This is a genomic window from Gibbsiella dentisursi, assembly GCF_039539505.1.
Taxonomy (GTDB): Bacteria; Pseudomonadota; Gammaproteobacteria; order Enterobacterales; family Enterobacteriaceae; genus Gibbsiella; species Gibbsiella quercinecans.
Genome location: NZ_BAABDG010000007.1, coordinates 435,219 through 460,493 on the forward strand (window position 1 = coordinate 435,219; position 25,275 = coordinate 460,493).

Below are 25,275 nucleotides of genomic sequence, written 5' to 3' on the forward strand. Positions count from 1 at the left end.
GCGCCGGATACACCTTACAGCGCCCGCAACACCCGGTTTAATAACGGCCCCAGCACATTAAACGACGCCGGCGACACGATATCCACGTGAGCGCAGTCCAGTTCGTGCACCTGCAGCACATCCACATAGCGCGCCCAGGTTTGCTGCACGTCCATACCCTCCTGCAAGGTGCGTTTGGCCACAAACAGCGTCGCCGTGCCGTGGAAGCGGGCGGTACGGGTGCGGGAAAGTAGCCGCACCGAATCCGCATAGTTGGCCTCAATGTTGTCAAACATCACCGCGCGGCCTGCACCCAACGCCGGATCGAGCGTGCCCTCCGATACTGCCAGGAACTGTTCACGTTCGCGCTGCACTTCCTTCAACACGTTGTCATCCAGCATAACGTCCCAGTTTTGGGTTTCCGGCGGGTAGGTATCCAACAGCCCCAGGAACGCCACCCGCTCCCCCCGCGCCTGCAAGCGCGCGGCAATCCCCTGCGCCAGCGTGCCGCCCAGCGAATAGCCGATAAAATGGTACGGGCCGTTCGGCTGCACCCGCAGCACGGTAGCCAGATGCGCCTCAACCACCTGATCCATATCTTCGCTGGCGGCCAACGGCCCATCAGGACGCGGCGACTGAATGCCGACCAACGACCAGTGTTGGTCAAGATAGCGCGGCAATACGCTGAACTGCCAGGAAAAACCGGAGGCCGGATGCAGGCAGAACAGGATCGGCCCGTCGGTGATCCGCAGCGGCAACACGCTGTCGAAACCACTCCGCTCGGCCTCTTCCTGCGAACGATCTTCCGCCATCAGTTGCGCCAGTTGCTCCACCGTCGAGGCCACCATCACCTGCCCCACCGCCACCGCTTTACCCAGATCGCGGCGCAGTTCCGCCGCCAGGCGCATCGCCAGCAACGAATGACCACCCAGAGCAAAGAAATCATCGTCGGCAAAGACCTGTTCACGCTGCAACAAGCGTGCGAACACGGCGGCGATCGCCGTTTCCAGGCCCGGCGCCGGCGGCCGGCCGGCCTTGCGCGCCTGGAGTTGCGGCTGCGGCAATGCCTTGCGATCCAGCTTGCCGTTGGCGCTCAACGGCAGCTCGTCCATCTCAACCAGCGCCACCGGCACCATATGCGGCGGCAACCGCTCAGCCAACGCCGCTCGCAACGCCGCCAGATCCAACCGCACATTCGGCTGCGCCACCAGATAACCCACCAGTTGGCGAGCATCGCCGGCAGCGCTCGCCGGCGTGCCTTGCAACACCAACGCGTGCGCCACCGCCTGGCGCACGCCCGGCAGCGACAGCAATGCATGATCGATATCGCTTAGCTCAATACGTTGGCCGCGGATTTTTAACTGATCGTCACTGCGGCCGAGGTATTCCACTTCACCGCCCGGCAGCCAGCGCGCCACGTCGCCGGTGCGGTACATGCGCCCGCCATTGCCGAACGGATCGGCAACGAAACGGCTGGCGGTCAGATCCGGCCTGCCAAGATAGCCCTGGGCCAGTTGCACGCCAGTCAGATACAGATCGCCAGCGACGCCCGGCGGCACCGGCCGCAGGCGCACGTCCAAAATACGCAGGCCAGTATTCCACACCGGCAAGCCGATCGGCACGTGGCTGCCGGTCACCCGGGCCAGCGATTCGCCATAAGCCGGATACCAGGAAACATCCACCGCCGCTTCCGTCGGGCCATACAGGTTATGCAATGGCACCGCAGTGCGGCTCTGCCACTGGCGGCACAGCTCCGCCGGCAGGGCTTCACCGCTGCAGAACACCTGCCGCAGCGAGGCACAGTGGCTCACCGCCCGTTCAGAATCCAGCGCGGCGACAAAGGCCGCCAGCATGGAGGGCACAAAGTGCATGGTCGTGACGCGGTATTGGGCGATCAGGTCTTGCAACTGGTGCGGATCGCGGTGGGCCTCCGGCGGCGCCATCACCAACTGCGCGCCCACCATCAGCGGCCAGAAAAATTCCCATACCGATACGTCAAAACTGCACGGTGTTTTTTGCAGCACCACATCGCCGGCGCCGATGGTGTATTGATGCTGCATCCACAGCAGGCGGTTGACGATCGCCTGGTGGCCGACCAATACCCCCTTCGGCCGCCCGGTGGAGCCCGAAGTGAAGATAATATAAGCCGCGTGCTGCGGCGTAGGCGGGGTGATTGTCACGTCGGCCGCGTAATCAACCGGCAGCAGCGCGGCATAAATCAGCATCTTGCCTTTGCCGGCGAAGCGCGCCTGCTGTAACGGATCGGTGACGATCAGGCGCGGGCCGGCGTCTTCCAGCATCATGCTCAGGCGCTCATCCGGGTAGCCGGTATCCAGCGGCAAATAAGCCGCCCCGGTTTCCACAATCGCCATCAGCGCCAATGAAAGGTAGACCGAACGTGGCAACGCCACCGCCACAATGTCGCCCGGGCGCACACCCTGCGCCACCAGTTGGCGCGCCAGCGCGCGCACTTGCTCACGCACTTCACGGTAGCTGAGTTGCAGCAGCGGATCGGCCAACGCGGGGGCATCCGGGGTTTTCTGCGCCTGCTGCGCCAGCAGGCTGCTGAGGGTTTCGGCCGGCACCGGGCAGGCGGTATCGTTAACCCGCGCCAACAGCGCATGGTCCTGCGCCGTCAGCAGATCGGCCTCGCCAATCGGCAACGCAGGGTGCGCCGCAAACTGGCTGAGCAGCAGCGGCAGGCGCTGCAAATGCGCCGCCAGCTCCTGGCGGGAATAACGGTCCGCACTGGCCAGCAGCTCAACCTTCAACACGCCGTCCTGGCCGATGAACAGCGCGATTTCCAGATCCCGTACCGGCCCGGAAGCCAGATCGTGGGTAACGCCCTCAATGCCGTTAAAGTCGAGCTGGTAATCAAACATTTTAAAATTGAACACCGTGCCGTACAGCGGCTCGGCGTCGCCGACATGGCCCAGATCGCGCTGCACCTGTTCAGCGTCATAACGCTGGTGGCGGCGCACGCTTTTCAGTTCGCGGCTGATGCCGGCCGCGGCTTCACCCAGCGTGGCCTGCGGCTCAAGATGCATTGCCATCGGCAACACGTTGATCACTGGGCCGGCGGCGCACAGCGCGGCCGAACCGGTACGGCGCATGAAAATAAATCCTGCGCTGAAACTGGGTTGGCCACTCAGGCGCGATACCCACACGGCCAACAGCGCCACCGCCATATCCGCCGCGGTCATATGCTGCGCCTGGCCGGCCGCGGCCAGCGCGGCGAACGCCGTTTTATCACACTGTAAATCCAAACGGTGAATACGCGGCGTGGGCACCGCCCCCGCCAATGGCTGTGGACTGATGGTGGCCGCCGGCGGCAATTGGCGCGCTTTGGTCAGCCAAAAATCGGCGTCGCGTTGCCAGGCCGGCGATGCCTGATAGGTCTGATACTCCGCTACCACCTCGCTAAAGGGGGTAAACGGCGCCGGCGGCAAGGCATCACCCCGGCACAGGTGGCTATAGATCGCCGCAATGCGGCGGGCGATGGCCGTGAAACTAAAGCCATCCACTAGCATATGGTGATAACGCTGATACCAATACCAGCGGTCATCGGCAAGCCGTATCAGCACATGGCGATACAGCGGTTTGCCGCTGCCGGCGCGCAGATCGCCAGACAGATCAATCGCCATCAACGCCCGCGCGGCCGCCGGCGCGTCGGGTGAAACGGCCAGATCGACAAACTCCGGTTCAATCAAGGCCAGCGCCGGGTCATAAATCTGTACCGGCACGCCGTCATGTTCGCTAAAACGCAACCGCAGCGTATCCACTTCACTCAACCCCTGCCCGATCGCCGCCAGCAGGTGTTCTTTATCCACAGCCCCCTGCAATTCAATATAGTGTGCAACGGCATAAGCATTGCCGTGTGGGGAAAGCTGATCGGCTACCCAAATACCAGGCTGCGCCGCCACCAACGGCAATTCACCGGCGGCCGCCTGCCCGGCAGGCAAAATAGCGTTTTCTCGCACTACGATCTCCCGTTGTTGGTTTACCTGTTCAATGCATGGCCAGACGATAACGGCCGGATGTCCGGCCAGTGCTGCGCCAGCCATTCATCGCATTGCGCATGCGTTGCCGGGCCGAACGCCACCGTCCACCCGTTTGGGATAGCGTTGGCATCGAACCACAGGCTGTATTGCGCTTCGTGATTGCAGAGCACCAGACTGGGCTGCTGCGGATCGTCAAACGGACTCTGTTTTTCCATCTTGTTCCCCTTGCCATGCTGAAACCTGGGAGGACATGCCGCCCTCAACCACCCGGTACTGCACCGCATGCCCGGCGCTGCGCGCTAAGCTGATGAAACAGCGTTTCTTTATCAAGACAGGGAATAAAGCAGCAGTTGCCGCGCCTATCGCCGTAGAGTTCGGTTTGCCAGAACCAGACGTCCGTTCCGGGCAGACGCTGCAGGCTTTGCGCAGGATTAGGCGGTGGTATTCGGTCAGACCGTTGCCCGGCGGGGCGCCCCGTGGCGTACTCTGCCGGGCGATTTCCCTCCACCAACCAGGGCTCCCGGCATGTTGGCAGGCCAATAACGCGTTGCTTGCTGACGGTGTTGCTCTATTCAAAACGCCTATCCACTGTGTAATTAGCCCCGGCGAACGGTTGGCCCACCCCGGCCGTGCGGCTTGCCGAAACAAACGGTGAAGCCGAAATACTATTGATAGTTATTTGCATTTGCAATAGTGTGTAAAGGCTCAGTAAAGCAGACCGGCATTCTGGCCGGCCTCCAACACCCAATAGAGTGCCGTTTTGCGTCTCGGCCTTTGGGATTTTGTTCCTGGCAAAATAAAAATAACCGGCTCCCCCTTCCGCTGGCGTTTAGCCACAGTCGTCGGGAGATGGCGAGTTGGTAGGAAATTCAAAATGAACCGCAAATTATCTCGTTATTCGTTAGCCACAATCATTGGGTTAGGGTTGGGCGCGCCCGCCTTTACCCAAGCAGCACAAACTAATACCGATACAGCCGAAACGGAAAATACCCCTTCGGCCACACAGCAAAAAAAGACCCAGGGTGAAGAAACCCTCGTGGTTACCGCCGCCCGCCAAAACCTGCAGGCGCCAGGCGTTTCCACTATCACCGCCGATGAGATCCAAAAACGCCCGCCGGCACGCGATATCAATGAGCTGATCCGCACCATGCCAGGGGTTAACCTGACGGGCAACTCCACCAGCGGCCAGCGCGGCAACAACCGGCAGATTGATATCCGCGGTATGGGCCCGGAAAACACCCTGATCCTGATCGACGGTATGCCGGCCACCAGCCGCAATTCGGTGCGCCAGGGCTGGCGCGGCGAACGCGATACCCGCGGCGATACCGCTTGGGTGCCGCCAGAAATGATCGAACGTATTGAAGTGTTGCGTGGCCCGGCCGCGGCGCGCTACGGCAACGGCGCCGCCGGTGGGGTGGTGAATATCATCACCAAAAAGCCCGGCAACGATCTGCACGGCTCGTTGAACGCCTATTACAACGTGCCGCAACATAAAGACGAAGGCGCCACCCGCCGCACCGACTTCAGCCTCTCCGGCCCCTTGAGCGACGTGCTGAGCTTCCGCCTGTTCGGCGGCTACAGCAAAACCCAGGCCGACGCCTGGGATATTAACGAGGCGCATAAATCCGAACGTGTGGGCACCTACAGCAGCAGCATTCCCGCCGGGCGCGAAGGTGTGGTCGACAAAAACATTGATGCGATGCTGCACTGGGACTTCGCGCACCTGCAGTCGCTGGAGTTTGAGTATTCTTACGGCCGCCAGGGCAACCGCTATGCCGGCGATACCCAGAACACCAACACCAACGCCCTGGTGCAAAGCAACTACGGTAATGAAACCAACCGTATCTACCGCGAAACCTTCAGCCTGAACCACCGCGGCGCCTGGGATAACGGCATCAGCACCAACAACTATATTCGCTTCGAGCGCACTCGTAATACCCGCCTGAACGAAGGGTTAGCCGGCGGTACGGAAGGGATTTTCGACACCACCAATGAAGGCTACGGCACCACCAAGTTGGATGATTTCCTGGCGCACAGCGAAATCAGCGTGCCGTTTGAACTCGGCGTAGCGCAAACCGCCACGTTGGGTACCGAGTGGAACCAGCAGCGGATGAAAGACGGTTCCTCTACCAGCCAAAGCCTATTGGGAGGAACCATTCCTGGTATGGGGACAGGCGCTCGCAGCCCTTATGCTTCCGCTCATATTTTCTCGCTATTCGCCGAAGACAATATCGAGCTGACCGACAGCACCATGCTAACGCCGGGCCTGCGTTACGATCTGCACTCCGAAGCCGGCAACAATTGGAGCCCGTCGCTGAACCTGTCGCAGGAACTGGGCGATAACTTCACCCTGAAAATGGGTATCGCCCGCGCCTACAAAGCGCCGAACCTATTCCAGTCTAACCCAAACTATTTGCTGTACAGCAAAGGTCAGGGCTGTGCAGCCAACGATGTCAGCACCGGCTGCTACCTGCTCGGCAACAAGGATCTGAAGGCGGAAACCAGCGTTAATAAAGAGATTGGGCTGGAGTTCCATAAAGACGGTTGGCTGGCCGGCGTGACCTACTTCCGCAACGATTACCGTAACAAGATCGAAGCCGGCAGCACCCGAATCGCCAGCAGCAGCAGCGGCACAGCGGTTTACGAGTGGGTAAACGTGCCGAAGGCGGTAGTGCAAGGGTTGGAAGGCACGCTGAACGTGCCGGTCAGCGAAACCGTCACCTGGAGCAACAACGCCACCTATATGATCGAGAACGAGAACAAAACCACCGGCGATTACCTGTCGGTGATCCCGAAGTTCACCATCAACTCGACCCTGAGCTGGCAGGCAACGGAAGATTTGTCGCTGCAATCGACCCTGACCTGGTACGGCCGGCAGAAACCGAAGAAGTACAACTATCAGGGCAAAGCGGCCGTCTGGCCTGAAACCCGTGAGCTGAGCCCTTATGCGGTCGTCGGCGCCAGCGCCACCTATGAGGTGAACAAGAACGTCAGCCTCACCGCCGGTATCGACAACCTGTTCGATAAACGCCAGTTCCGCGCCGGCAACGCGCAGAACGTTGGCACCCCAGGTAGTACGGTTAATATCGCCGGTGCGGGCGCGGCCACCTACAACGAACCGGGGCGCACCTTCTATATGAGCATCAATACCCACTTCTGATGGTGGATGATCAGTAAAAATCCGGATGCCGGCCAAATGGCCGGCATTTTTTTTGCCCGTCCATCACGGCGGGAAAACCTGGAAAGGTGATATCAATAACAGGGAAAGTCAGGATACGGCGGGGCGAAAATGACGAACCCGCCGTGGCCGGCGGGTTCAGGGATGGAAATGCAGATTAGATCATCTGGCTGAAGTTCATCTGTGCCATCAGTTTATAGTTGTCGGAGTAGTCCACAGGGATAGCAACCACCACCGGCCCCTGGATATCCATGGCTTTACGCAGCACCGGGCGCAGTTCTTCCACCGACTCTACGTTAAAACCAACCGCACCGCAGGCTTCAGCATACTGTTTAAAATCGATCGGCCCGAACTCAACGCCAGATTTACGATCGTATTTTTTCACTTCCTGCATTTCGACCATGTTATAGGCGTTATCCACCCAAACAATGTGCACGATGTTGGTTTTCAGGCGTACCGCCGTTTCCAGCTCCATGCTGGACTGCATAAAGCCGCCGTCGCCCGAAATGGAAACCACTTTATCGCCCGGGCGCACCAGAGACGCGCCGATAGCCCACGGCAGCGCCACACCCATGGTTTGCTGGCCATTGGAGATCAGCAACTGGCGGGCACGGAAGCTGTAAAGATAACGGGCAATCCAGATATGGAAGCTCCCCATATCCACACACAGCGTCACGTCATCGCTGACCACATCCTGCAGTTCCTTCACGATACGCAGCGGGTGAATCGGCATACCGCCGCGGCGTGCCGCACGCTCGGCCAACTCGGTGCGCTGGCGGCCGAGATCGCTGAGGATATTTTCCACTTCACCCGGGATCTGCAACACGCTCTGGAACGATTCCGTCAGCGCATGGAGCGTAGCGCTGATGTTGCCGATCAGTTCCACATCCGGGCGATAGCAGGTATCGATTTCCGATGGCAGCACATCGATGTGCACCAGTTTCAGACGATGCTGGCTATTCCACATGCATGGATCGTATTCGATCGGGCCGTAACCCACGCTGACCACCAAATCCGCTTTTTGCAGCAGTTGGTCGGCAGGCTGGTTGTTGAACAGCCCCACGCGGCCGGCAAAACGGGCAAAATGATTCACATCGATGGCGCCGGCAGCCTGATAGGTTCCCACCACCGGCATTGCCGTGCGGCACAGCAGATGGCGCACTGCTTCGCTGTTTTCCGGGCGGCTGGCCTGCAGGCCAAGCAGCAGTACCGGACATTTGGCTTCTTTAATCAGTTTCACCGCAGACTGAATGTCTTCCCCGGCGGCGGCGCCCATGCGTGGCACGCGGCAACCCGCCAGCACCGGCCCGGTGGTCGGTTCATTGACAATATCCATCGGCAGGCTGACGAAAGACGCGCCAGGACGGCCAAACTCTGCGCTACGGAAAGCGTTAGCAATCACCTCGGAAATGGCCTCGCCTACGTGCACTTCGGCGCAGTATTTGGTGATCGGCCGCATCATGCTGACGGTATCCATGCTCTGGTGGGTTTGTTTCAGGTTATCCGCGCGTTTAACCGCACCACCGAACGCCACCACCGCGTCCCCTTCGGACGTTGCCGTCGCCAGGCCGGTCACCAGGTTGGAAGCCCCCGGCCCGGAGGTGGCCAGCGCGACGCCCGCTTTACCGGTCAAACGGCCAACCGCCGCTGCCATAAACGCCGCGTTAGCTTCGTGGCGCACCACTACGGTTTCAATTGACTGTGAGTCTACCAGTGAATCGAATACCCGGTCGATCTTCGCACCCGGTATACCAAAAACGTGTTTTACTCCCTGCGCTTCCAGGTTCTTTACCACTAAATCAGCGCCACACTGCCAATTGTTATCCGTATTTACCTTTGCCATGGTTCTCTACCTCCTAAAGAAAAAACGACTGCCGGAATTGCCATCGCAGATGGCACAGGAGTACTTAGCCTTCGGCAGCACGTATTGCGCGGTCCAAATCCTCTGGGCAGAGGTCGGCGCGCAGAAAATCCGCATCTTGCGGTAACTGAAGATTAAGACGGGTGATCACCCCAAACTGCAGGCGGCCACGTTCAAGCTGGTAATCCAGCACGTGGCCGCCGCCGCTGCGATCATCGGTAACGAAATGTTCGTGGTAACCGGCTACCGTAACCCCCTGCATATAATCAGGCGAACGGAAACCGACCAACGAGCCCTGGCGCTGTTTGAATGAAAAAATAGGCTGTTCTTCGATCGCTTCCAGCATGTGTTTATAGGGCCTTTCCTGGCGGGGGACGGTGCGCGTTTCTACCGAACTGAACTCACCGTCGATACGTAATGCGCAGAACACATTGGGGGAATCGATTTGCTCATCAATACACTGATGTAGCGCATCTTTGGTGATAGGGTGGGTAAACTCCTGTGTGACGGTGGGTTTGAAAAAGGTGACCACGGCAAACGGGGTTTTCTGATCCAGGCTGGCGGGCCGGGCGCTGCCGTCGGCGCGCAGTTGGTGAATTTCCTGATCAAAGGCAATCAGTTCGCCATCAAGATGATTGAAAGTCCCCAGACCGAAATCACCATGTTTCAACAACTCAGCGATCGTAACGTCTCCCTCGTACACGCCGCTAAGTAAGGCACTCATCAGCGAGATCTGATAAATCTCACCTTCACCGGTGCTCACTCGTTGTTTGGCGAAGCCCTGCGCCAAATGCTGGGCACAGGAACAACCCTGGTTATGGTTCATGACTTACTCCTCCACCAGTGTGAAGCACAATGCATCACACGTTCGAAAATGCGCATCAGCTGCAATGCGCTAACTTGTCACTGCCAAACGGCTGACGATTGACTCGATTCAGCCTGCTGCGACAAAAAAACCGGTTGCGGCAACCGGTGACACGCGAAACCAACAAACAATTAGCAAGTTTAATGAATTGCTAATCATTGCCATTTGCATAGCGTCTGATTGAACGATTTATCTGGTGTTGGAGCAGAACGAATACCGCTGATGAAAGGCTAAATCGGCGGTCAATTTATTACAGGCACTGTAAAAACCGCGCGAGTATTCATTATTTTCTGCACGGCACAGCTGGCGTTCGGTAACCCCGTCCACCAGATGCCTGCAAGGGTAGTCGTTTTACATTAACCAGAGAACCCTATATTCATAAGAAACGCTTTTGCATATAATGCAAAGATGAATGACGCACGCTATGCAGAACATCTGCCAATTTTTATCGAGGTTGCCCAACACGGTAGCTTCTCCGCGGCGGCCCGCAAGCTGGGTATGGTTCCCTCATCGCTGGTCCGTCATATCGATTCGCTGGAAAACCTGCTGAATGTCACCCTGTTTATCCGCTCAACGCGCGGCCTGATGCTGACCGACGCCGGCAAACTGCTGCAGGAACGCGCCACCCAGATACTGGCTGACATCATTGATATCAAAGCCGAGCTAAACTCGCTGAGCGACAGCCCGCAGGGGATACTGCGCATCAGTTGCCTGCCGACCTTTGGCAAAAACTACATCCTGCCGTTGCTGCCGGAATTGGCGCACCGCTATCCACGCCTGTCCGTCGATCTTGATCTGACGGAACAACAGACCGATCCGACGCAAGAGTTGCTGGACGCAACGATCCGCATAGGCGAGCAGAAAGACAGCGGGCTGTATGCCAGCCATATCGCCACCCAACGCTGGATGATGTGCGCCAGCCCGGCCTACATCGCCCGCCATGGGCAGCCAGCCACCCTGGCGGAACTGCCGCGCCACCGGCTGATCGCCCGGTATCACCGGCAAGAGCCGACCTGCTGGGCGCAGATCCTCGATAGCTCGCTGATGAGCCAATGCAATATGGTATTACGCTGTGATGACTTCACCGCCCAGCGCCAGGCGGCGTTGCTCGGGATCGGGATCACCTTCTTGCCCAACTGGGTGGTCGGGCCGGATATCCAGGCCGGCAAGCTGCAGAAAATATTGGACGATCCGCGCGGTGAAAAACAGGGGATCTACCTGCTGCGCCCGCTGGCAAAAATCTCCGCCAAGCTGGAGGCCTTTATCCACCTGCTGCAACAGAGTATCGGCCAACCACCCAGTTGGGAGTGACGTGCAACGGCGGCGGCCCTTGCCCGCCGTTTAGTACTCGCCCTGACGTTGCCGCTGCTGGGCCAACAGCGCCGCCTGCTGGCGCACCACCTGCCAGATCACCTCTGCCGCCGGCGTCAGGGAACGGTTTTTACGCCGCACCAGCATCAGCGCGCGGTTAATTTCCGGCTCGAGCCGGCACACCTTGAGCTGCTCCCCTTCCGGCAACGGCAACGCCAGCGCCGGGAAAATGCTGATGCCAATACCGGCGGTCACCATGGGAAAAATCGTGGCCGGATGGCCGATTTCCTGCACCACCTGCGCCTTAATCCCCTGTTGGCGAATCGCCTGGTCAATCAGCGGCCGGCTACCGGAGGCATAGTCCTGCAACACCAGACGGCAACCGTTTAATGCCGTCCAGTGCACCACCGCCTGGCTGGCGAACGGGTGATCGCGGCGGCACAGCAACAAAAACGGCTCATACAGAATCGGTTCACAGTCCAGATCCACCGCCTGCACCGGATCGACCACGATGCCGAAATCCACTTCGGCATTGCGGATGCTGCTCAGCACTTGCTGCTGGGCCTGATCGCGCAGCAGGATGCGAATATCTGGGTACTGCTTCTCGCCGGCGGCAATGCACTGCGGCATCAGGTGGGCAGAGATGGTTTGGCTGGAGGCCACCCTGACGGTGCCGCTGCGCTGTACGCCAAAGCTGCGCACATCCAGCAACGTGGCCTGCAGCTCGTCCAACAGCCGTTCAACCTGGTGCGCCAGCCGCTGCCCGGCATCGGTCAATATCACCTCGCGCGTGGTGCGATCCAGCAAACGCACGCCGATCTCCGCCTCCAGCTCTTTCACGCTGTGGCTTACCGCCGACTGCGTCAGGCCTATCGCCTCGCCGGCGCGGCTGAAACTGCCATAGCGGGCAATGGTGACAAAGATCCGCAACTGTTTAAGGGAGTAATTCATGTTTTTTATTCATAAATGAATTAAATAAATCAATTTTATTATTATATCGCAGCGCGGGAAAATAGCCGCCATAATATTCACTGCCGAGAAGATTCGATGAGATTTTTACCCGATCGCTTTACCCTGACGCTGCTCACTACCGTGTTGCTGGCTTCGTTCCTGCCGGCGCGCGGCGAGTTTGTCGGCTGGTTGAATATCCTCACCACCGCGGCCATCGCCCTGCTGTTTTTCATGCATGGCGCCAAGCTGTCGCGCCAGGCGATCCTCGCCGGCAGCAACAACTGGCGTTTGCACCTGTGGGTGATGTTCAGCACCTTCATCATTTTCCCGCTGCTTGGCATCCTGTTTAAATGGTGGTCGCCGGTCAACGTCAGCCCGGAACTGTATAACGGTTTCCTCTACCTGTGCATTCTGCCGGCCACGGTGCAGTCGGCTATCGCTTTCACCTCGCTGGCGGGCGGCAATGTGGCTGCCGCTGTCTGCAGCGCGTCTGCCTCCAGCCTGCTGGGGATTTTCGTTTCGCCGCTGCTGGTCGGGCTGTTGATGAATGTCCACGGCGACACCGGCAGCCTGCGCCAGGTGGGCACCATTGTATTGCAGCTGCTGGTGCCGTTTATTGCCGGCCACCTGTCACGGCCGCTGATTGGCAACTGGATCGAACGTAACCGCAAGCTGATCGGCAAAACCGACCAAACCTCGATCCTGCTGGTGGTCTACGCCGCCTTTAGCGAAGCGGTGACGCACGGCATCTGGCACCAGGTGGGGATTGGCTCAATGGCGTTCATTGTGTTGGTCAGCCTGGTTTTACTGGCTATCGTGCTGGTGGTGAATACCTACATGGCGCGCAAGCTGGGCTTTAGCAAAGCGGATGAGATCACGATTGTGTTCTGCGGCTCGAAAAAGAGCCTGGCTAACGGCATTCCGATGGCGAACATTCTGTTCCCGGCATCGGTGGTCGGGGTGATGGTGCTGCCGCTGATGGTGTTCCACCAGGTACAACTGATGACCTGCGCGGCGTTGGCCCGGCGCTACCAGAAAAAACAGCAGGCCGGCCAGACAACGCCGGCGCCGCAAGCGGCGCCTCGCCAGCGTGCGTAAAGCAACGCAATTGGAAATCATCGGGCCGCGCCTTAACGCAGGCTAGGCCCTATAAACGGCGGGCGATGCAAAAGCGCGGCGTCACTCAACCGCGCTTTAACGGTTTGACCAGATGATCGAGCCCCTCGATTTTGATCGCCAATGTCATTTCCATCAGCATGCCGAGTTTGCCCTGCGGGAATTCGCCCTTACGGGCGAACCACAGCAGATACTCTTCAGGCAAGTCGATCAGCACCCGCCCCTGGTATTTGCCAAACGGCATCACCGTATTGGCGATCTCGATCAGGTTCTCTTTTTCCATCAGTCACCCAGCAGGCGGAGCATCTCCGCTTCGTCGATCACCGCGATCCCCAGCTCCTGCGCTTTCGCCAGTTTGGAGCCGGCGGCTTCGCCGGCGATCACCAGATCGGTTTTCTTCGACACGCTGCCGCTCACTTTCGCCCCCAGCGCCACCAGGCGATCTTTCGCCTCATCGCGGGAAAGCAGACTGAGTGAACCGGTCAGCACGATGGTTTTACCGGCAAACGGGCTGTCGATCTCTTCAGCCACCACCACCGCCGGCATCGGCCAGTTAATGCCGATCTCCGGGCTGAGCAGCTCGTCGATCACCTGCTGGTTATGCGCTTCGGCAAAGAAGTTAACCACATGTTTGGCCACCACTTCACCCACGTCCGCCACCTGTTTCAACGCCTCTTCATCCGCGGCGCGCAGTTTTTCCAGCTCGCCGAAGTGCGCCGCCAGATTGGCTGCCGTCGCTTCCCCCACTTCGCGGATCCCCAGCGCATACAAGAAACGGGCAAACGTGGTCTGCTTAGCCTTTTCCAGCGCGTTGACCAGGTTCAGCGCCGACTTCGGCCCCATGCGATCTAACCCAGTCAGAATGCCAGCAGACAGGCGGAACAGATCGGCCGGCGTTTTGACGTACTCTTTTTCCACCAGTTGCTCAATGATTTTGTCGCCCATGCCGTCGACGTCCATCGCGCGGCGCGAAACAAAATGCTTCAGCGCCTCTTTCCGCTGGGCAGCACAGATGAGCCCACCGGTGCAGCGCGCCACCGCTTCCCCCTCTACCCGCTCCACGTCTGAACCGCAAACCGGGCAGTGCTGCGGGAAAACAATGTCGCGCGCATCTTGCGGGCGGCGATCTTCCAGCACCCCCACCACCTGCGGGATCACATCGCCGGCCCGGCGGACGATCACCGTGTCGCCGATACGCAGCCCCAGGCGCTCTATCTCATCGGCGTTATGCAGCGTGGCATTACTGACGGTCACCCCGGCAACCAATACCGGCTCCAAACGCGCCACCGGCGTTACCGCCCCAGTGCGGCCAACCTGGAATTCCACGTCACGCACGATGGTAATCTGTTCCTGTGCCGGGAATTTATATGCGGTGGCCCAGCGCGGCGCGCGGGCGACAAAGCCGAGCTGTTCTTGCAGATCGATATCGTCGATCTTCACTACCACGCCGTCGATATCGAACCCCAGATCGGCACGGGTTTGTTCCACCTGGTGATAAAAGGCCAGCACCTCGTCGCTGCCGGTACACAGCTTAACGCGATCGCTCACCGGCAGCCCCCAGGCTTTGAACTGCATCAGGCGCTGCCAGTGGCTGCGCGGCAGCTCGCCGCCTTCCAGCAGCCCCACCCCATAGCAGAAAAAGGTCAGCGGGCGCGTGGCGGTGATGCGTGGATCAAGCTGGCGCAGCGAGCCGGCGGCGGCGTTGCGCGGGTTGGCGAACACTTTGCCGTCTTTGCGCCGCGCCTCTTCGTTCATTTTCTCAAAGCCCGCCTGCGGCATAAACACTTCCCCCCGCACTTCCAGGCGGCGAGGAATATTCGCCCCGGACAGGCGCAGCGGGATAGCGCGAATGGTGCGCACGTTGGCGGTAATGTTCTCGCCGGTGGTGCCGTCGCCGCGGGTGGCGGCACGCACCAGCACGCCGTCTTCATACAGCAGGCTGACCGCCAGGCCGTCCAGCTTCAACTCACAGCAGAAGGTCAGCGGTTCGCTGCTTTTAAGGCGATCCTGCACCCGCTTGTAAAACGCCAGATAACTGTCTTCGTCAAAGACGTTGTCCAGCGACAGCATCGGAATTTCGTGCCGCACCTGTTCAAAGGCGCTCAGCGGCGCCGCCCCGACCCGCTGGGTGGGGGAATCCGGCGTGATCAGCTCGGGATGCGCCTCTTCCAGCGCGCGCAGCTCGCGCATCAGGCGGTCGTATTCCGCATCCGGGATCTCTGGCGCATCAAGCACGTGATATTGATATTCATGGTGGCGCAGCGCCGTGCGCAGTTGGGTGATCTGTTCGATTATGGGTTCCATGGCTCACCATCAAAGATAAAAAACCCCCGGCGGGCGGGGGTTGATGATTAGGCGTTATTCAGCGCGCGTAACAGGCCGGTCAGGCGTTGTTTTCCAACACTTCACGAATGCGCGCTTTATAGGTTTCCAACTTTTGCGGGGTCATCATGCGGCGCTCGTCGTCCAATACCACCCCGCCCACGTCGTCAGCGATACGCTGCGCCGACTGGAGCATCAGCTTGAAGTTCTGGTTAGCGTCGCCATAGGACGGCACCATCATAAACATGGACACACCCGGCGTGGAGAAATCGGACATGGTGTCGGGATCAAACGACCCCGGCTTGACCATGTTCGCCAGGCTGAACAACACCGGGCCGCTGCCGGCCGGGTTCAGATGGCGGTGGAAAATGTTCATCTCGCCGAACTGGAACCCCGCCTGCAATACGCTCTGCAGCAGCACTTCACCGCCAATCACGCCGCCCTGATGCGCCGCAACGTGCAGCACCAAAACGGTTTCCATGCGTTTGACCGGTTTGGCCGGCGCCTGCGGTTCAGTTGCCGGTTCAGGCTGCGGCTGCGCAGGTTCGCTGTGTGGCTTGGGTGATGGCGCGCTGGCCGGCAGATCGTCAACGCGTGGCTCACGGCGCGCCGTTGCCGGCTGCTGCTGCGGTGCGTCATCGTCCTCATCGTCTTCCGCATAGGTATCCAGCAGCACGTCGTCATAATCCGGGCGGCTTGAAAGCGGTGCTGGTTTCTGCGCCGGTTGGCCTGCCGGAGCAGGTTTGGGCGCAGGCACGGATTCTTCGCGTTCGCGGGCAGCATCGAAATGCCCCAGTTGCGGTTCACCCTGTGGATGGGCAGGGCGCACGCGCACCTCCCCTACCCCATCGTCGAGATCGTCAATTGGGGACGGTTCACGCTCTTTTTTAGCGCGTTTAGCTGGGCGATCGCGAAAAAGCGAAGAGCGTTCCTTACGGCTGGTCCAAAGACCATGTAATAACAACGCTATTATGGCGATCGCGCCAACAACGATTAATATCAGACGCAAATCCTGCATCATTGCTATCTCTGTTGTTCCAATACATTGCCACCGCGGCAAACATTCACTCATTAACTCTATTTGCCCGCGCAGACAAGTGCAAGTCCGTGCTGAACTTTATGCCAATAAAGATGATTATACTGCCTTTTTTTGCTGTTTTTTCAGCCAATGCGCCGCTAGCCAGTAGAAAATCATCCCGATATGATAGCGAAGCCTGTTCAGACAATGAGATAACTTAAGATATGTCCTATACGCAGCAACCTGTAAAAAACACCAGCGGCATCCATTATTTTGCCGAAGGGTGGCGGCTGATTTCCCGCCCCGGCCTCAAACGCTATGTCGTGATGCCGCTGTTGGTCAATATTCTGCTGATGGGCTCTGCCTTTTGGTGGTTATTTAGCCAGCTGGGCGGCTGGATCCCGCAGCTAATGAGTTACGTGCCCGATTGGCTGCAGTGGCTGAGTTACGTGCTGTGGCCGCTGGCGGTGATTTCCGTGCTGCTGGTGTTCAGCTATTTATTCAGTACCCTGACCAACATCATTGCCGCCCCGTTTTGCGGCCTGTTGGCGGAGCAACTGGAAGGCCAGTTGACCGGGCACCCGCTGCCGGATACCGGCGTGATGGGGTTACTCAAGGATGTGCCGCGCATTATGGCGCGTGAATGGCGCAAGCTGATGTATTACCTGCCGCGCGCGCTGGCGCTGCTGGTGCTGTACTTTATCCCGGGCGTCGGGCAAACGGTGGCGCCGGTGCTGTGGTTCCTGTTCAGCGCCTGGATGCTGGCGATTCAATATTGCGACTATCCTTTCGATAACCACAAAATCAGCTTCGCTGACATGCGCCAGGCGTTGCGCCAACATAAGAGCGACAACCTGCAATTCGGCGCGCTGGTCAGCCTGTTCACCATGGTGCCCATCCTTAACCTGGTGATTTTACCGGTGGCGGTATGCGGCGCAACCGCCATGTGGGTCGATCGCTACCGCGCGCAATTCGTCCGCGGATAGCCGCGGCGGCGCTGAAGGCTTAAGCGAAGGGCACCGCGCGTGCCCTTCTTATTGTGCTTAAAACTTATTTCTTAAGAACATATAGATATACCAATTCTTTACTTCCCTGAACCGCACGTTAGCGTATGCTTTTCAACGTTCCCCAAAATTTCATAGAGTTAAAGGACGGGCTATGAGCAAAATATATGAAGACAATTCATTAACAATCGGCCACTCGCCGCTGGTTCGTCTGAACCGTATCGGCAATGGGCGCATTCTGGCAAAGGTTGAATCACGCAACCCGAGCTTCAGCGTCAAATGCCGCATCGGCGCTAACCTGATTTGGGATGCAGAAAAACGCGGTATCCTTACTCCTGGGAAAGAGTTGGTTGAACCGACCAGCGGCAACACCGGCATTGCACTGGCGTTCGTCGCCGCGGCGCGCGGCTACAAGCTGACGCTGACCATGCCGGAAACCATGAGCATTGAGCGGCGCAAGCTGCTGAAAGCGCTCGGCGCCAACCTGGTGCTGACCGAAGGCGCCAAAGGGATGAAGGGTGCCATCGCCAAAGCCGAAGAGATTGTCGCGACCGATCCGAACCGCTACATCATCCTGCAACAGTTCAGCAACCCGGCTAACCCGGAAATCCATGAAAAAACCACCGGCCCGGAAATCTGGGAAGATACCGACGGCAACGTCGACGTCTTTATTGCTGGCGTGGGCACCGGCGGTACCCTGACCGGCGTCAGCCGCTATATCAAAAAAACCAAAGGCAAGGCCATCATCAGCGTGGCAGTGGAACCGACAGATTCCCCGGTCATCACACAGGCGCTGGCGGGTGAAGAGATCAAACCAGGGCCGCACAAAATTCAGGGCATCGGCGCCGGTTTCATCCCGGACAACCTGGATCTGGATCTGGTCGACCGCGTTGAGCGAATCACCAATGACGAAGCCATCAGCACGGCGCGCCGCCTGATGGAAGAAGAAGGCATTCTGGCGGGGATTTCCTCCGGTGCGGCCGTTGCCGCCGCGTTGAAACTCATCGAAGAGCCAGAGTTCGCTGATAAAAACATTGTGGTGATCCTCCCCTCTTCCGGTGAACGCTATTTGAGCACCGCGCTATTCGCGGATCTGTTCACCGAACAAGAACTGCAGCAGTAACCCGATTGCGCACAAAAAGTCCAAAAAGCACCTTTCGGGGTGCTTTTTTGTGGGCTAGATCAAACTTTATAGCAGTTAACGATTGATTTTATGCGCTGGCTTTAGTATTTAACCGGGCAATTATTTCGATGCGGAAAATTAATCACCCAAAAACCCTGTTTCAGGCTGAATCGATTTACTTATTTGTCGCTTCGGTATAAAACACGGCATAATGGGAAACTGATTGAAACGACGCCGAATGCCAGATTTTTTTTGATCTGAAATGTCTAACCCGTCGTTTTCTGTTGCATCAAAGCTCGCCCCTGTACCATAGTCAGGCGCTAACCAAGCAAGCTAAAGTACAGCCGATGGGCTAGACTTTAGCTCCACAACATTAATCCAAATAAGTTGGGGAAACATCAATGTTCCAGCAAGAAGTTACTATTACCGCTCCAAATGGCCTGCATACGCGCCCAGCCGCTCAGTTCGTCAAAGAAGCCAAAGGTTTCACTTCTGACATCACCGTAACCTCCAACGGCAAAAGCGCCAGCGCCAAGAGCCTGTTCAAACTGCAGACCCTGGGGCTTACTCAAGGAACGGTAGTAACAATTTCCGCAGAAGGTGAAGACGAGCAGAAAGCCGTTGAACACTTGGTAAAACTGATGGCAGAGCTTGAGTAATCAGCCCGTCTTTTTAGTTTAAACCAGTCAAGAGTAAGGTAGGGTTATGATTTCAGGCATTTTAGTATCACCGGGTATCGCTTTTGGTAAGGCTCTCTTACTAAAAGACGATGAGATTGTCATCAACCGGAAAAAAATCTCTGCTGATCAGGTAGAGCAAGAAGTCTCACGTTTTCTGGCTGGCCGCGCCAAAGCGGCTGAGCAATTGGAAGCGATCAAGACCAAAGCTGGCGAGACCTTCGGCGAAGAGAAGGAAGCGATCTTCGAAGGCCACATCATGTTGCTGGAAGACGAAGAACTTGAGCAGGAAATCATAGCCCTCATTAAAGATGACTTGGTCTCCGCTGATGCCGCGGCTTACACCGTGGTCGAAGGCCAGGCCAAAGCGCTGGAAGAACTGGACGATGAATACCTGAAAGAACGTGCCGCAGACGTACGTGATATCGGGAAACGCCTGCTGAAAAACATTCTCGGCATGGCCATTGTCGATCTGGGTTCCATTCAGGATGAAGTCATCCTGGTTGCCAGCGATCTGACCCCGTCAGAAACCGCACAGTTGAACCTGGACAAAGTGCTGGGCTTCATTACCGATCTGGGTGGCCGTACGTCCCATACCTCCATCATGGCCCGCTCTCTCGAGCTGCCTGCGATTGTGGGTACCGTCAACGTCACCAAACAGGTCAAAAACGGCGACTACCTGATTCTGGATGCGATTAACAACCAGATCTACGTTAATCCAACCGCTGACGTCATTGATAAAATGAAGGCGGAGCAGAACCTGTACGTTACCGAGAAAAACGATCTGGCCAAGCTGAAAGATCTGCCGGCCATCACGCTCGACGGCCACCAGGTTGAAGTTTGCGCCAACATCGGCACCGTGCGTGACGTGGCAGGCGCAGAGCGCAACGGCGCAGAAGGCGTCGGCCTGTATCGTACCGAATTCCTGTTCATGGACCGCGACGCACTGCCAACCGAAGATGAGCAGTTCCAGGCTTACAAAGCCGTTGCGGAAGCCATGGGCTCCCAGGCAGTGATCGTCCGTACCATGGACATCGGCGGCGACAAAGATCTGCCGTACATGAACCTGCCGAAAGAAGAAAACCCGTTCCTGGGCTGGCGTGCAATTCGCATCGCGATGGATCGTCGTGAAATCCTGCATGCTCAGCTGCGCGCAATCCTGCGTGCTTCCGCATTCGGCAAGCTGCGCATCATGTTCCCGATGATCATCTCGGTTGAAGAAGTGCGCGATCTGAAAGGCGAGCTGGAAACCCTGAAGGGCCAGCTGCGTGAAGAAGGCAAAGCGTTTGACGAAAGCATCGAAGTCGGCGTGATGGTCGAAACACCAGCCGCTGCCGTCATCGCTCACCACTTGGCGAAAGAAGTCGACTTCTTTAGTATTGGGACAAACGATCTAACCCAGTATACTCTGGCAGTAGATCGCGGCAATGAGCTGATTTCTCATCTCTACAACCCGATGTCCCCATCAGTGCTTGGCCTGATCAAACAGGTTATCGACGCGTCTCATGCCGAAGGCAAGTGGACCGGCATGTGCGGCGAACTGGCCGGTGATGAACGTGCTACGCTGTTGTTATTGGGCATGGGGCTGGATGAGTTCAGCATGAGTGCGATTTCAATTCCGCGCATCAAGAAAATTATTCGTAATACGAATTTCGAAGATGTGAAGGCGTTGGCCGACCAAGCTCTGGCACAGCCAACGGCGCAAGATCTGATGAACTGCGTGAGCAAGTTCATCGAAGAGAAAACGCTCTGCTAAACGGCCCAAACACTGGAACGCCGCCCAATTTAATGCTTAGGAGAAGATCATGGGTTTGTTCGATAAACTGAAATCTCTGGTTTCTGATGATAAGAAAGACACGGGCACTATCGAGATCGTTGCTCCGCTTTCTGGCGAAATCGTCAACATCGAAGATGTGCCAGACGTTGTATTCGCAGAAAAAATCGTTGGTGACGGTATTGCCATCAAACCAGCTGGCAACAAAATCGTTGCGCCGGTTGACGGCACTATCGGTAAGATTTTTGAAACCAACCACGCGTTCTCTATCGAATCCGACAGCGGCATCGAGCTGTTTGTGCACTTCGGTATTGATACCGTTGAACTGAAAGGCGAAGGTTTCAAACGCATCGCTGAAGAAGGCCAACGCGTCAAGAAAGGCGACGTTGTGATTGAGTTCGATCTGCCGCTGCTGGAAGAAAAAGCCAAGTCTACCCTGACGCCGGTGGTTATCTCCAACATGGATGAGATCAAAGAGCTGATCAAGCTTTCCGGCAACGTTATCGTTGGCGAAACCCCGATCATTCGCATCAAGAAGTAATTTGCGAAGGAGCATGGGGCTATGCCCCATGCATAAAAAAGCCAGTCGTTCATCGACTGGCTTTTTTGTTGCCCCGCCGCCAACGGCAAACCGGGAACGGGGAACATAAATGCGCGGCAAACCCGCCGCTGATTTGAGTGCTTATGCCTGTTGCTGCTGCCAGCGGGGTATGCGCATGGTAATCACTAATCCCCCCTGCTCCGCGTTGCGGGCGTCAACTTGCCCACCGTGCGCCAACACCACCTTACGGGTTATCGCCAGCCCCAGCCCATAGCCCTTGCCGGACATCGATGATTTCACCCGCACGAAGGGATCAAAAATGCTGGAAAGCTTCGATTCCTCAACCCCCGGCCCCTGATCGCTGACCTCAATCTGGAACTGCTGATCGATCCGCACCAACGCCACCGTCACCCGCTGCCCCTGCGCGGAAAAACGCAGCGCGTTGCGCACGATATTGTCTACCGCCCGCCGCATCAGTTCCGCGTTGCCTTTCACGGTATATTCCACCGCGGAATCCGCCAGCAAGACAATCTCCACCCCGGGAACCTGCGCTTCGTAACGCGCATCGCTCACCACCGCTTCCACCAGCCCATAAAGATCAAAATACTCTTCATCCGGCAGGCTATTGTTTTCAGCGCGCGACAACGTGAGCAGCTCGCCGATCATCTTATCCATCCGGCCGGTTTCATGCTCGATCCGCTGCAAGGCATTCTCAACCCCATCCGGGTTTTGCCGGGCAAGGCCGATGGCCAACTGCAGGCGCGCCAACGGCGAACGCAGCTCATGAGAAACGTCATGCAGCAGTTGCTCACGCGCGCTGACCAACAATTCCAGGCGTTCCGCCATCGCATCAAAATCACGCGCCACTTCAGAAAGCTCATCGTGCCGCCGCCGCATCGACGGGAATAGCCGCACCGCCAGATCGCCTTGCGACACGCGATCAAACCCGCGGCGCAGTTGGCGCATCGGCAGCACCAGGTTCCAGGCCAACACGGCGCTGAACAATAGCCCGCCAATGCCGCCCACCAGCAGCATCGGTTCTGGAATATTCAAAAGATGGCCACGCCTTTCAGAACGGTATTGTTGGCGCAACCCTTCCAGATCGTAACGCAGCAAATAGCCGTGCTTTTCCGCCCCCGGGCCGTATTCAACGTAACGCTGCGGGGTGCGAACGGCCGGCGGCGCATCGCCCTCTGGCGCTGAAATGGGTTCAACGGCATCCGCCGGCGGGCGTTCAGCCGGCTGCACGCTAAAGAAACGCCGATCGTCATCAGGCCAATCGGCCAGCATCATATCTAACGCCGGCATACCGCCGTTGCGCAATATCGCCGCCGCCGATGTCATCTGCAGGTTAGCCACCCGCCGCGCCACCGCGTAATCCGGTGGCTCATGGCGGTTGTCATACAACGAAAACGCCACCCACAGCGCCTGGGTGATAATAATGAACGTCAGCCAAAAACCGAACAGGATCTTCCAGAATAATCGTCCGCGCATGCGCATTACCTGATGCGGTAGCCGATGCTGCGCACCGTTTCAATACTGAGCGTATTGCCCGGCAGCACGCTCAACTTCTGACGAATGTTGCTGATATGCACGTCCACGCTGCGATCATAGGCTTCACGCGGGCGGCCGAGCCCCTGCTCCGACAGTTCATCCTTCGACACCACGCGTTCGGGCGAACGCAGCAGCAGCTCCAGCAGGTTGAACTCCGAGGCCGTGAGATCAAAGCTTTTGCCACACCACTCGCTGATACGCGTTGAGGGGTTGAGCTGCAGATCGCCAAAGATAATCGGCGCGTCGCTGTCGACCTCTTCCGGCTGCTCCTCCACGCGCCGCAGCACCGCGCGCAGGCGTGCCACCAATTCGCGCGGGTAGCACGGTTTCGGCATGTAATCATCGGCGCCCATCTCCAGCCCGATGACCCTATCGATATTATCACCCTTCGCCGTCAGCATAATGATCGGCAGGCGGCTCTTTTTACGCACGTCCCGCAGCACATCAATGCCGCTCATATCAGGCAGCATGATGTCGAGGATCATCGCGGTATATTCACCGGACAACGCGCCTTCCACCCCGGCTTTGCCGGTTAAAACGAGCGTGGCGTTAAAGCCCTCGGCCGTCAGGTACTCACGCAGCATCGTGCCCAGTTCCAGATCGTCATCGACCAACAAAATTTTCATGCTTTGCTCCTATACATATTCGCGCTATTCTCCCGACAATCTGCCTACTTCGCAGCCGGTTTTACCTTATTCTTACATATTCCTTCGTGCCACTTAACTTCTGCCGGGACGCTGGCGCGTTAAATTAGTACATAAAGACTTTTACCGTGTTCAACACAAGGAAAAAATGTTGTTATGCCACTGGCCAAACGTTCAAAACTGTACCTGATACTGTTGGGTTTTGCTGTATGTGCCGCATTGTTCAGCTACTTTACTTTATTCAGAACGCCCGACGCCCCCCGTTATATCACCGCCGTTGCGCAAACGCGCGAACTGGAGCAAACGGTGCTGGCCGACGGCACTATTGAAGCACAAAAGCTGGTCAGCATCGGCGCCCAGGTTTCCGGCCAAATCAAAGTGCTGAGCGTTTCTCTCGGCGATAGAGTGCACAAAGGGCAACCGATCGCTGAAATTGACGATCTCACCCAGCAGAATGCCCTGCGGGAGGCGCAGGCCGCGCTGAAAAACGTGCAGGCGCAGCGTGCGGCCAAACAAGCCGCGTTACGCAACAACCAGTTGGCCTTTGAGCGCCAGCAAAAAATTCTGGCGCGCGGCCTTGGCGTACAGGCCGATTATGACAGCGCCAGAGCCACCCTGGACGCGACCTTAGCCGACATCGAAGCCCTGGATGCCCAGATAGTGCAGGCACAGATTGCAGTCAGCACCGCCCAGCTTAACCTTGGCTATACCAAAATCACCGCCCCGATGGACGGCACCATTGTGGCGATTCCGGTGGAAGAAGGCCAGACGGTCAACGCCGTACAAAGCGCCCCCACCATCGCCAAGGTCGCCAAATTGGATACCATGACCATCAAAGCGCAGATTTCCGAGGCGGACGTCGTGAAGGTCAAAGCCGGCATGCCGGTCTATTTCACCATCCTCGGCGAGCCCGACAAGCGCTATCACGCCACCTTGCGTGCGGTAGAGCCGGCGCCAGATACGATCAACGACGATACATCGACATCCAGTAGCAGCAGCAGTTCCAACAGCAGCTCATCTTCTTCCAGCAGCGCGATTTACTACAACGGCCTGTTTGACGCCGCCAACCCGGACGGCGCATTGCGTATCTCCATGACGGCACAGGTATATATTGTGCTGCAGAAGGTGAAAAATGCGGTGGTGATCCCCGCCACCGCGCTGCATGGCGATTGGATACAGGTGGTGGACAGCCAGGGCGGCATTGAACGGCGCCCGGTGAAAGTCGGTATCAACAACAACGTTGACGCCCAGATTATCAGCGGTCTCCAGGCCGGCGAAAAAGTCATTATCAGCCAGTTGGGGGGAAGCACATCAAGCAACGACGGCCATATGGGCCCACCGCCGATGGGGAGGTAA

20 protein-coding genes are annotated in these 25,275 nt (G+C 57.8%); 9 read left to right on the forward strand and 11 right to left on the reverse strand.

All coding sequences use genetic code 11. The features are described from left to right. Positions 1 to 14: 14 nt before the first annotated feature. The 3 genes from ABFX35_RS16220 to ABFX35_RS24220 all read right to left on the reverse strand — a co-directional run bounded on the left by ABFX35_RS16220 (position 15) and on the right by ABFX35_RS24220 (position 4,488). Positions 15 to 3,911: an enterobactin synthase subunit F gene (locus tag ABFX35_RS16220; RefSeq protein ID WP_428832211.1), complete on the reverse strand. Its 3,897-nt coding sequence runs from the start codon at positions 3,909 to 3,911 to the stop codon at positions 15 to 17. A 68-nt stretch (positions 3,912 to 3,979) separates the two neighbouring features. Beyond that, positions 3,980 to 4,195: an MbtH family protein gene (locus ABFX35_RS16225; RefSeq protein WP_279024362.1), complete on the reverse strand. Its 216-nt coding sequence runs from the start codon at positions 4,193 to 4,195 to the stop codon at positions 3,980 to 3,982. Positions 4,196 to 4,239: 44 nt separating this feature from the next. Further along, positions 4,240 to 4,488 (reverse strand): enterochelin esterase domain-containing protein, encoded by a 249-nt coding sequence (locus ABFX35_RS24220; protein ID WP_428832203.1) that lies wholly within the window; start codon positions 4,486 to 4,488, stop codon positions 4,240 to 4,242. A 366-nt stretch (positions 4,489 to 4,854) separates the two neighbouring features. On the opposite strand from ABFX35_RS24220, the gene ABFX35_RS16235 reads away from it, so the two are divergent. Further along, entirely contained in the window at positions 4,855 to 7,140 is a 2,286-nt protein-coding gene (locus tag ABFX35_RS16235) for a TonB-dependent siderophore receptor (protein WP_346082177.1), read from the forward strand. A gap of 175 nt (positions 7,141 to 7,315) precedes the next feature. On the opposite strand, the gene alsS is transcribed toward ABFX35_RS16235, so the two are convergent. Together alsS and budA are read right to left on the reverse strand one after the other, a co-directional pair. Further along, a complete protein-coding gene (gene alsS, locus ABFX35_RS16240) occupies positions 7,316 to 9,001 on the reverse strand; it encodes an acetolactate synthase AlsS (protein ID WP_279024358.1) in 1,686 nt (561 codons plus the stop codon). 64 nt (positions 9,002 to 9,065) lie between these two features. Next, a complete protein-coding gene (gene budA, locus ABFX35_RS16245; RefSeq protein ID WP_095847834.1) occupies positions 9,066 to 9,845 on the reverse strand; it encodes an acetolactate decarboxylase in 780 nt (259 codons plus the stop codon). 447 nt (positions 9,846 to 10,292) lie between these two features. On the opposite strand from budA, the gene ABFX35_RS16250 reads away from it, so the two are divergent. After that, positions 10,293 to 11,195 (forward strand): LysR family transcriptional regulator, encoded by a 903-nt coding sequence (locus ABFX35_RS16250; RefSeq protein WP_346082178.1) that lies wholly within the window; start codon positions 10,293 to 10,295, stop codon positions 11,193 to 11,195. A gap of 30 nt (positions 11,196 to 11,225) precedes the next feature. On the opposite strand, the gene ABFX35_RS16255 is transcribed toward ABFX35_RS16250, so the two are convergent. Further along, positions 11,226 to 12,146: a LysR family transcriptional regulator gene (locus ABFX35_RS16255; RefSeq protein WP_279024353.1), complete on the reverse strand. Its 921-nt coding sequence runs from the start codon at positions 12,144 to 12,146 to the stop codon at positions 11,226 to 11,228. A gap of 96 nt (positions 12,147 to 12,242) precedes the next feature. On the opposite strand from ABFX35_RS16255, the gene ABFX35_RS16260 reads away from it, so the two are divergent. Next, a complete protein-coding gene (locus ABFX35_RS16260) occupies positions 12,243 to 13,244 on the forward strand; it encodes a bile acid:sodium symporter family protein (protein ID WP_279024351.1) in 1,002 nt (333 codons plus the stop codon). An 85-nt stretch (positions 13,245 to 13,329) separates the two neighbouring features. Here the strand turns inward: ABFX35_RS16260 and ABFX35_RS16265 are convergent, their stop codons facing one another. The 3 genes from ABFX35_RS16265 to zipA form a co-directional block, all read right to left on the reverse strand. Continuing rightward, a complete protein-coding gene (locus tag ABFX35_RS16265; RefSeq protein ID WP_095847830.1) occupies positions 13,330 to 13,545 on the reverse strand; it encodes a DUF3820 family protein in 216 nt (71 codons plus the stop codon). After that, positions 13,545 to 15,566, reverse strand: coding sequence for an NAD-dependent DNA ligase LigA (ligA, locus tag ABFX35_RS16270; RefSeq protein WP_346082179.1), 2,022 nt, complete (start codon positions 15,564 to 15,566; stop codon positions 13,545 to 13,547). Before ligA ends, ABFX35_RS16265 begins: the two co-directional genes overlap by 1 nt. A 79-nt stretch (positions 15,567 to 15,645) precedes the next feature. Beyond that, positions 15,646 to 16,605 (reverse strand): cell division protein ZipA, encoded by a 960-nt coding sequence (zipA, locus tag ABFX35_RS16275; protein WP_346082180.1) that lies wholly within the window; start codon positions 16,603 to 16,605, stop codon positions 15,646 to 15,648. Positions 16,606 to 16,826: 221 nt separating this feature from the next. Here zipA and cysZ point away from each other — a divergent pair, with 221 nt between their 5' ends. The 5 genes from cysZ to crr all read left to right on the forward strand — a co-directional run bounded on the left by cysZ (position 16,827) and on the right by crr (position 21,721). Next, on the forward strand, positions 16,827 to 17,588 hold the full coding sequence (gene cysZ / locus ABFX35_RS16280; protein WP_279024345.1) for a sulfate transporter CysZ: 762 nt from the start codon (positions 16,827 to 16,829) through the stop codon (positions 17,586 to 17,588). Positions 17,589 to 17,760: 172 nt separating this feature from the next. Next, positions 17,761 to 18,729, forward strand: a complete 969-nt coding sequence (cysK, locus tag ABFX35_RS16285) for a cysteine synthase A (RefSeq protein ID WP_279024344.1) — start codon at positions 17,761 to 17,763, stop codon at positions 18,727 to 18,729. Between the two features lie 401 nt (positions 18,730 to 19,130). Further along, complete coding sequence (ptsH, locus tag ABFX35_RS16290) at positions 19,131 to 19,388, forward strand: phosphocarrier protein Hpr (protein ID WP_004936458.1); 258 nt, start codon at positions 19,131 to 19,133, stop codon at positions 19,386 to 19,388. Positions 19,389 to 19,434: 46 nt separating this feature from the next. Next, the gene (ptsI, locus tag ABFX35_RS16295; RefSeq protein ID WP_279024343.1) at positions 19,435 to 21,162 is read left to right on the forward strand and encodes a phosphoenolpyruvate-protein phosphotransferase PtsI; all 1,728 of its coding nucleotides are present in this window, start codon (positions 19,435 to 19,437) and stop codon (positions 21,160 to 21,162) included. Between the two features lie 49 nt (positions 21,163 to 21,211). Then, positions 21,212 to 21,721, forward strand: a complete 510-nt coding sequence (crr, locus tag ABFX35_RS16300) for a PTS glucose transporter subunit IIA (RefSeq protein ID WP_095847824.1) — start codon at positions 21,212 to 21,214, stop codon at positions 21,719 to 21,721. Positions 21,722 to 21,862: 141 nt separating this feature from the next. Here crr and ABFX35_RS16305 read toward each other — a convergent pair whose 3' ends face one another. Together ABFX35_RS16305 and ABFX35_RS16310 are read right to left on the reverse strand one after the other, a co-directional pair. Beyond that, a complete protein-coding gene (locus tag ABFX35_RS16305) occupies positions 21,863 to 23,215 on the reverse strand; it encodes a sensor histidine kinase (protein WP_346082181.1) in 1,353 nt (450 codons plus the stop codon). 5 nt (positions 23,216 to 23,220) lie between these two features. Continuing rightward, the gene (locus ABFX35_RS16310) at positions 23,221 to 23,901 is read right to left on the reverse strand and encodes a response regulator transcription factor (protein ID WP_279024339.1); all 681 of its coding nucleotides are present in this window, start codon (positions 23,899 to 23,901) and stop codon (positions 23,221 to 23,223) included. A 174-nt stretch (positions 23,902 to 24,075) separates the two neighbouring features. Here ABFX35_RS16310 and ABFX35_RS16315 point away from each other — a divergent pair, with 174 nt between their 5' ends. Beyond that, entirely contained in the window at positions 24,076 to 25,275 is a 1,200-nt protein-coding gene (locus ABFX35_RS16315) for an efflux RND transporter periplasmic adaptor subunit (protein ID WP_279024338.1), read from the forward strand.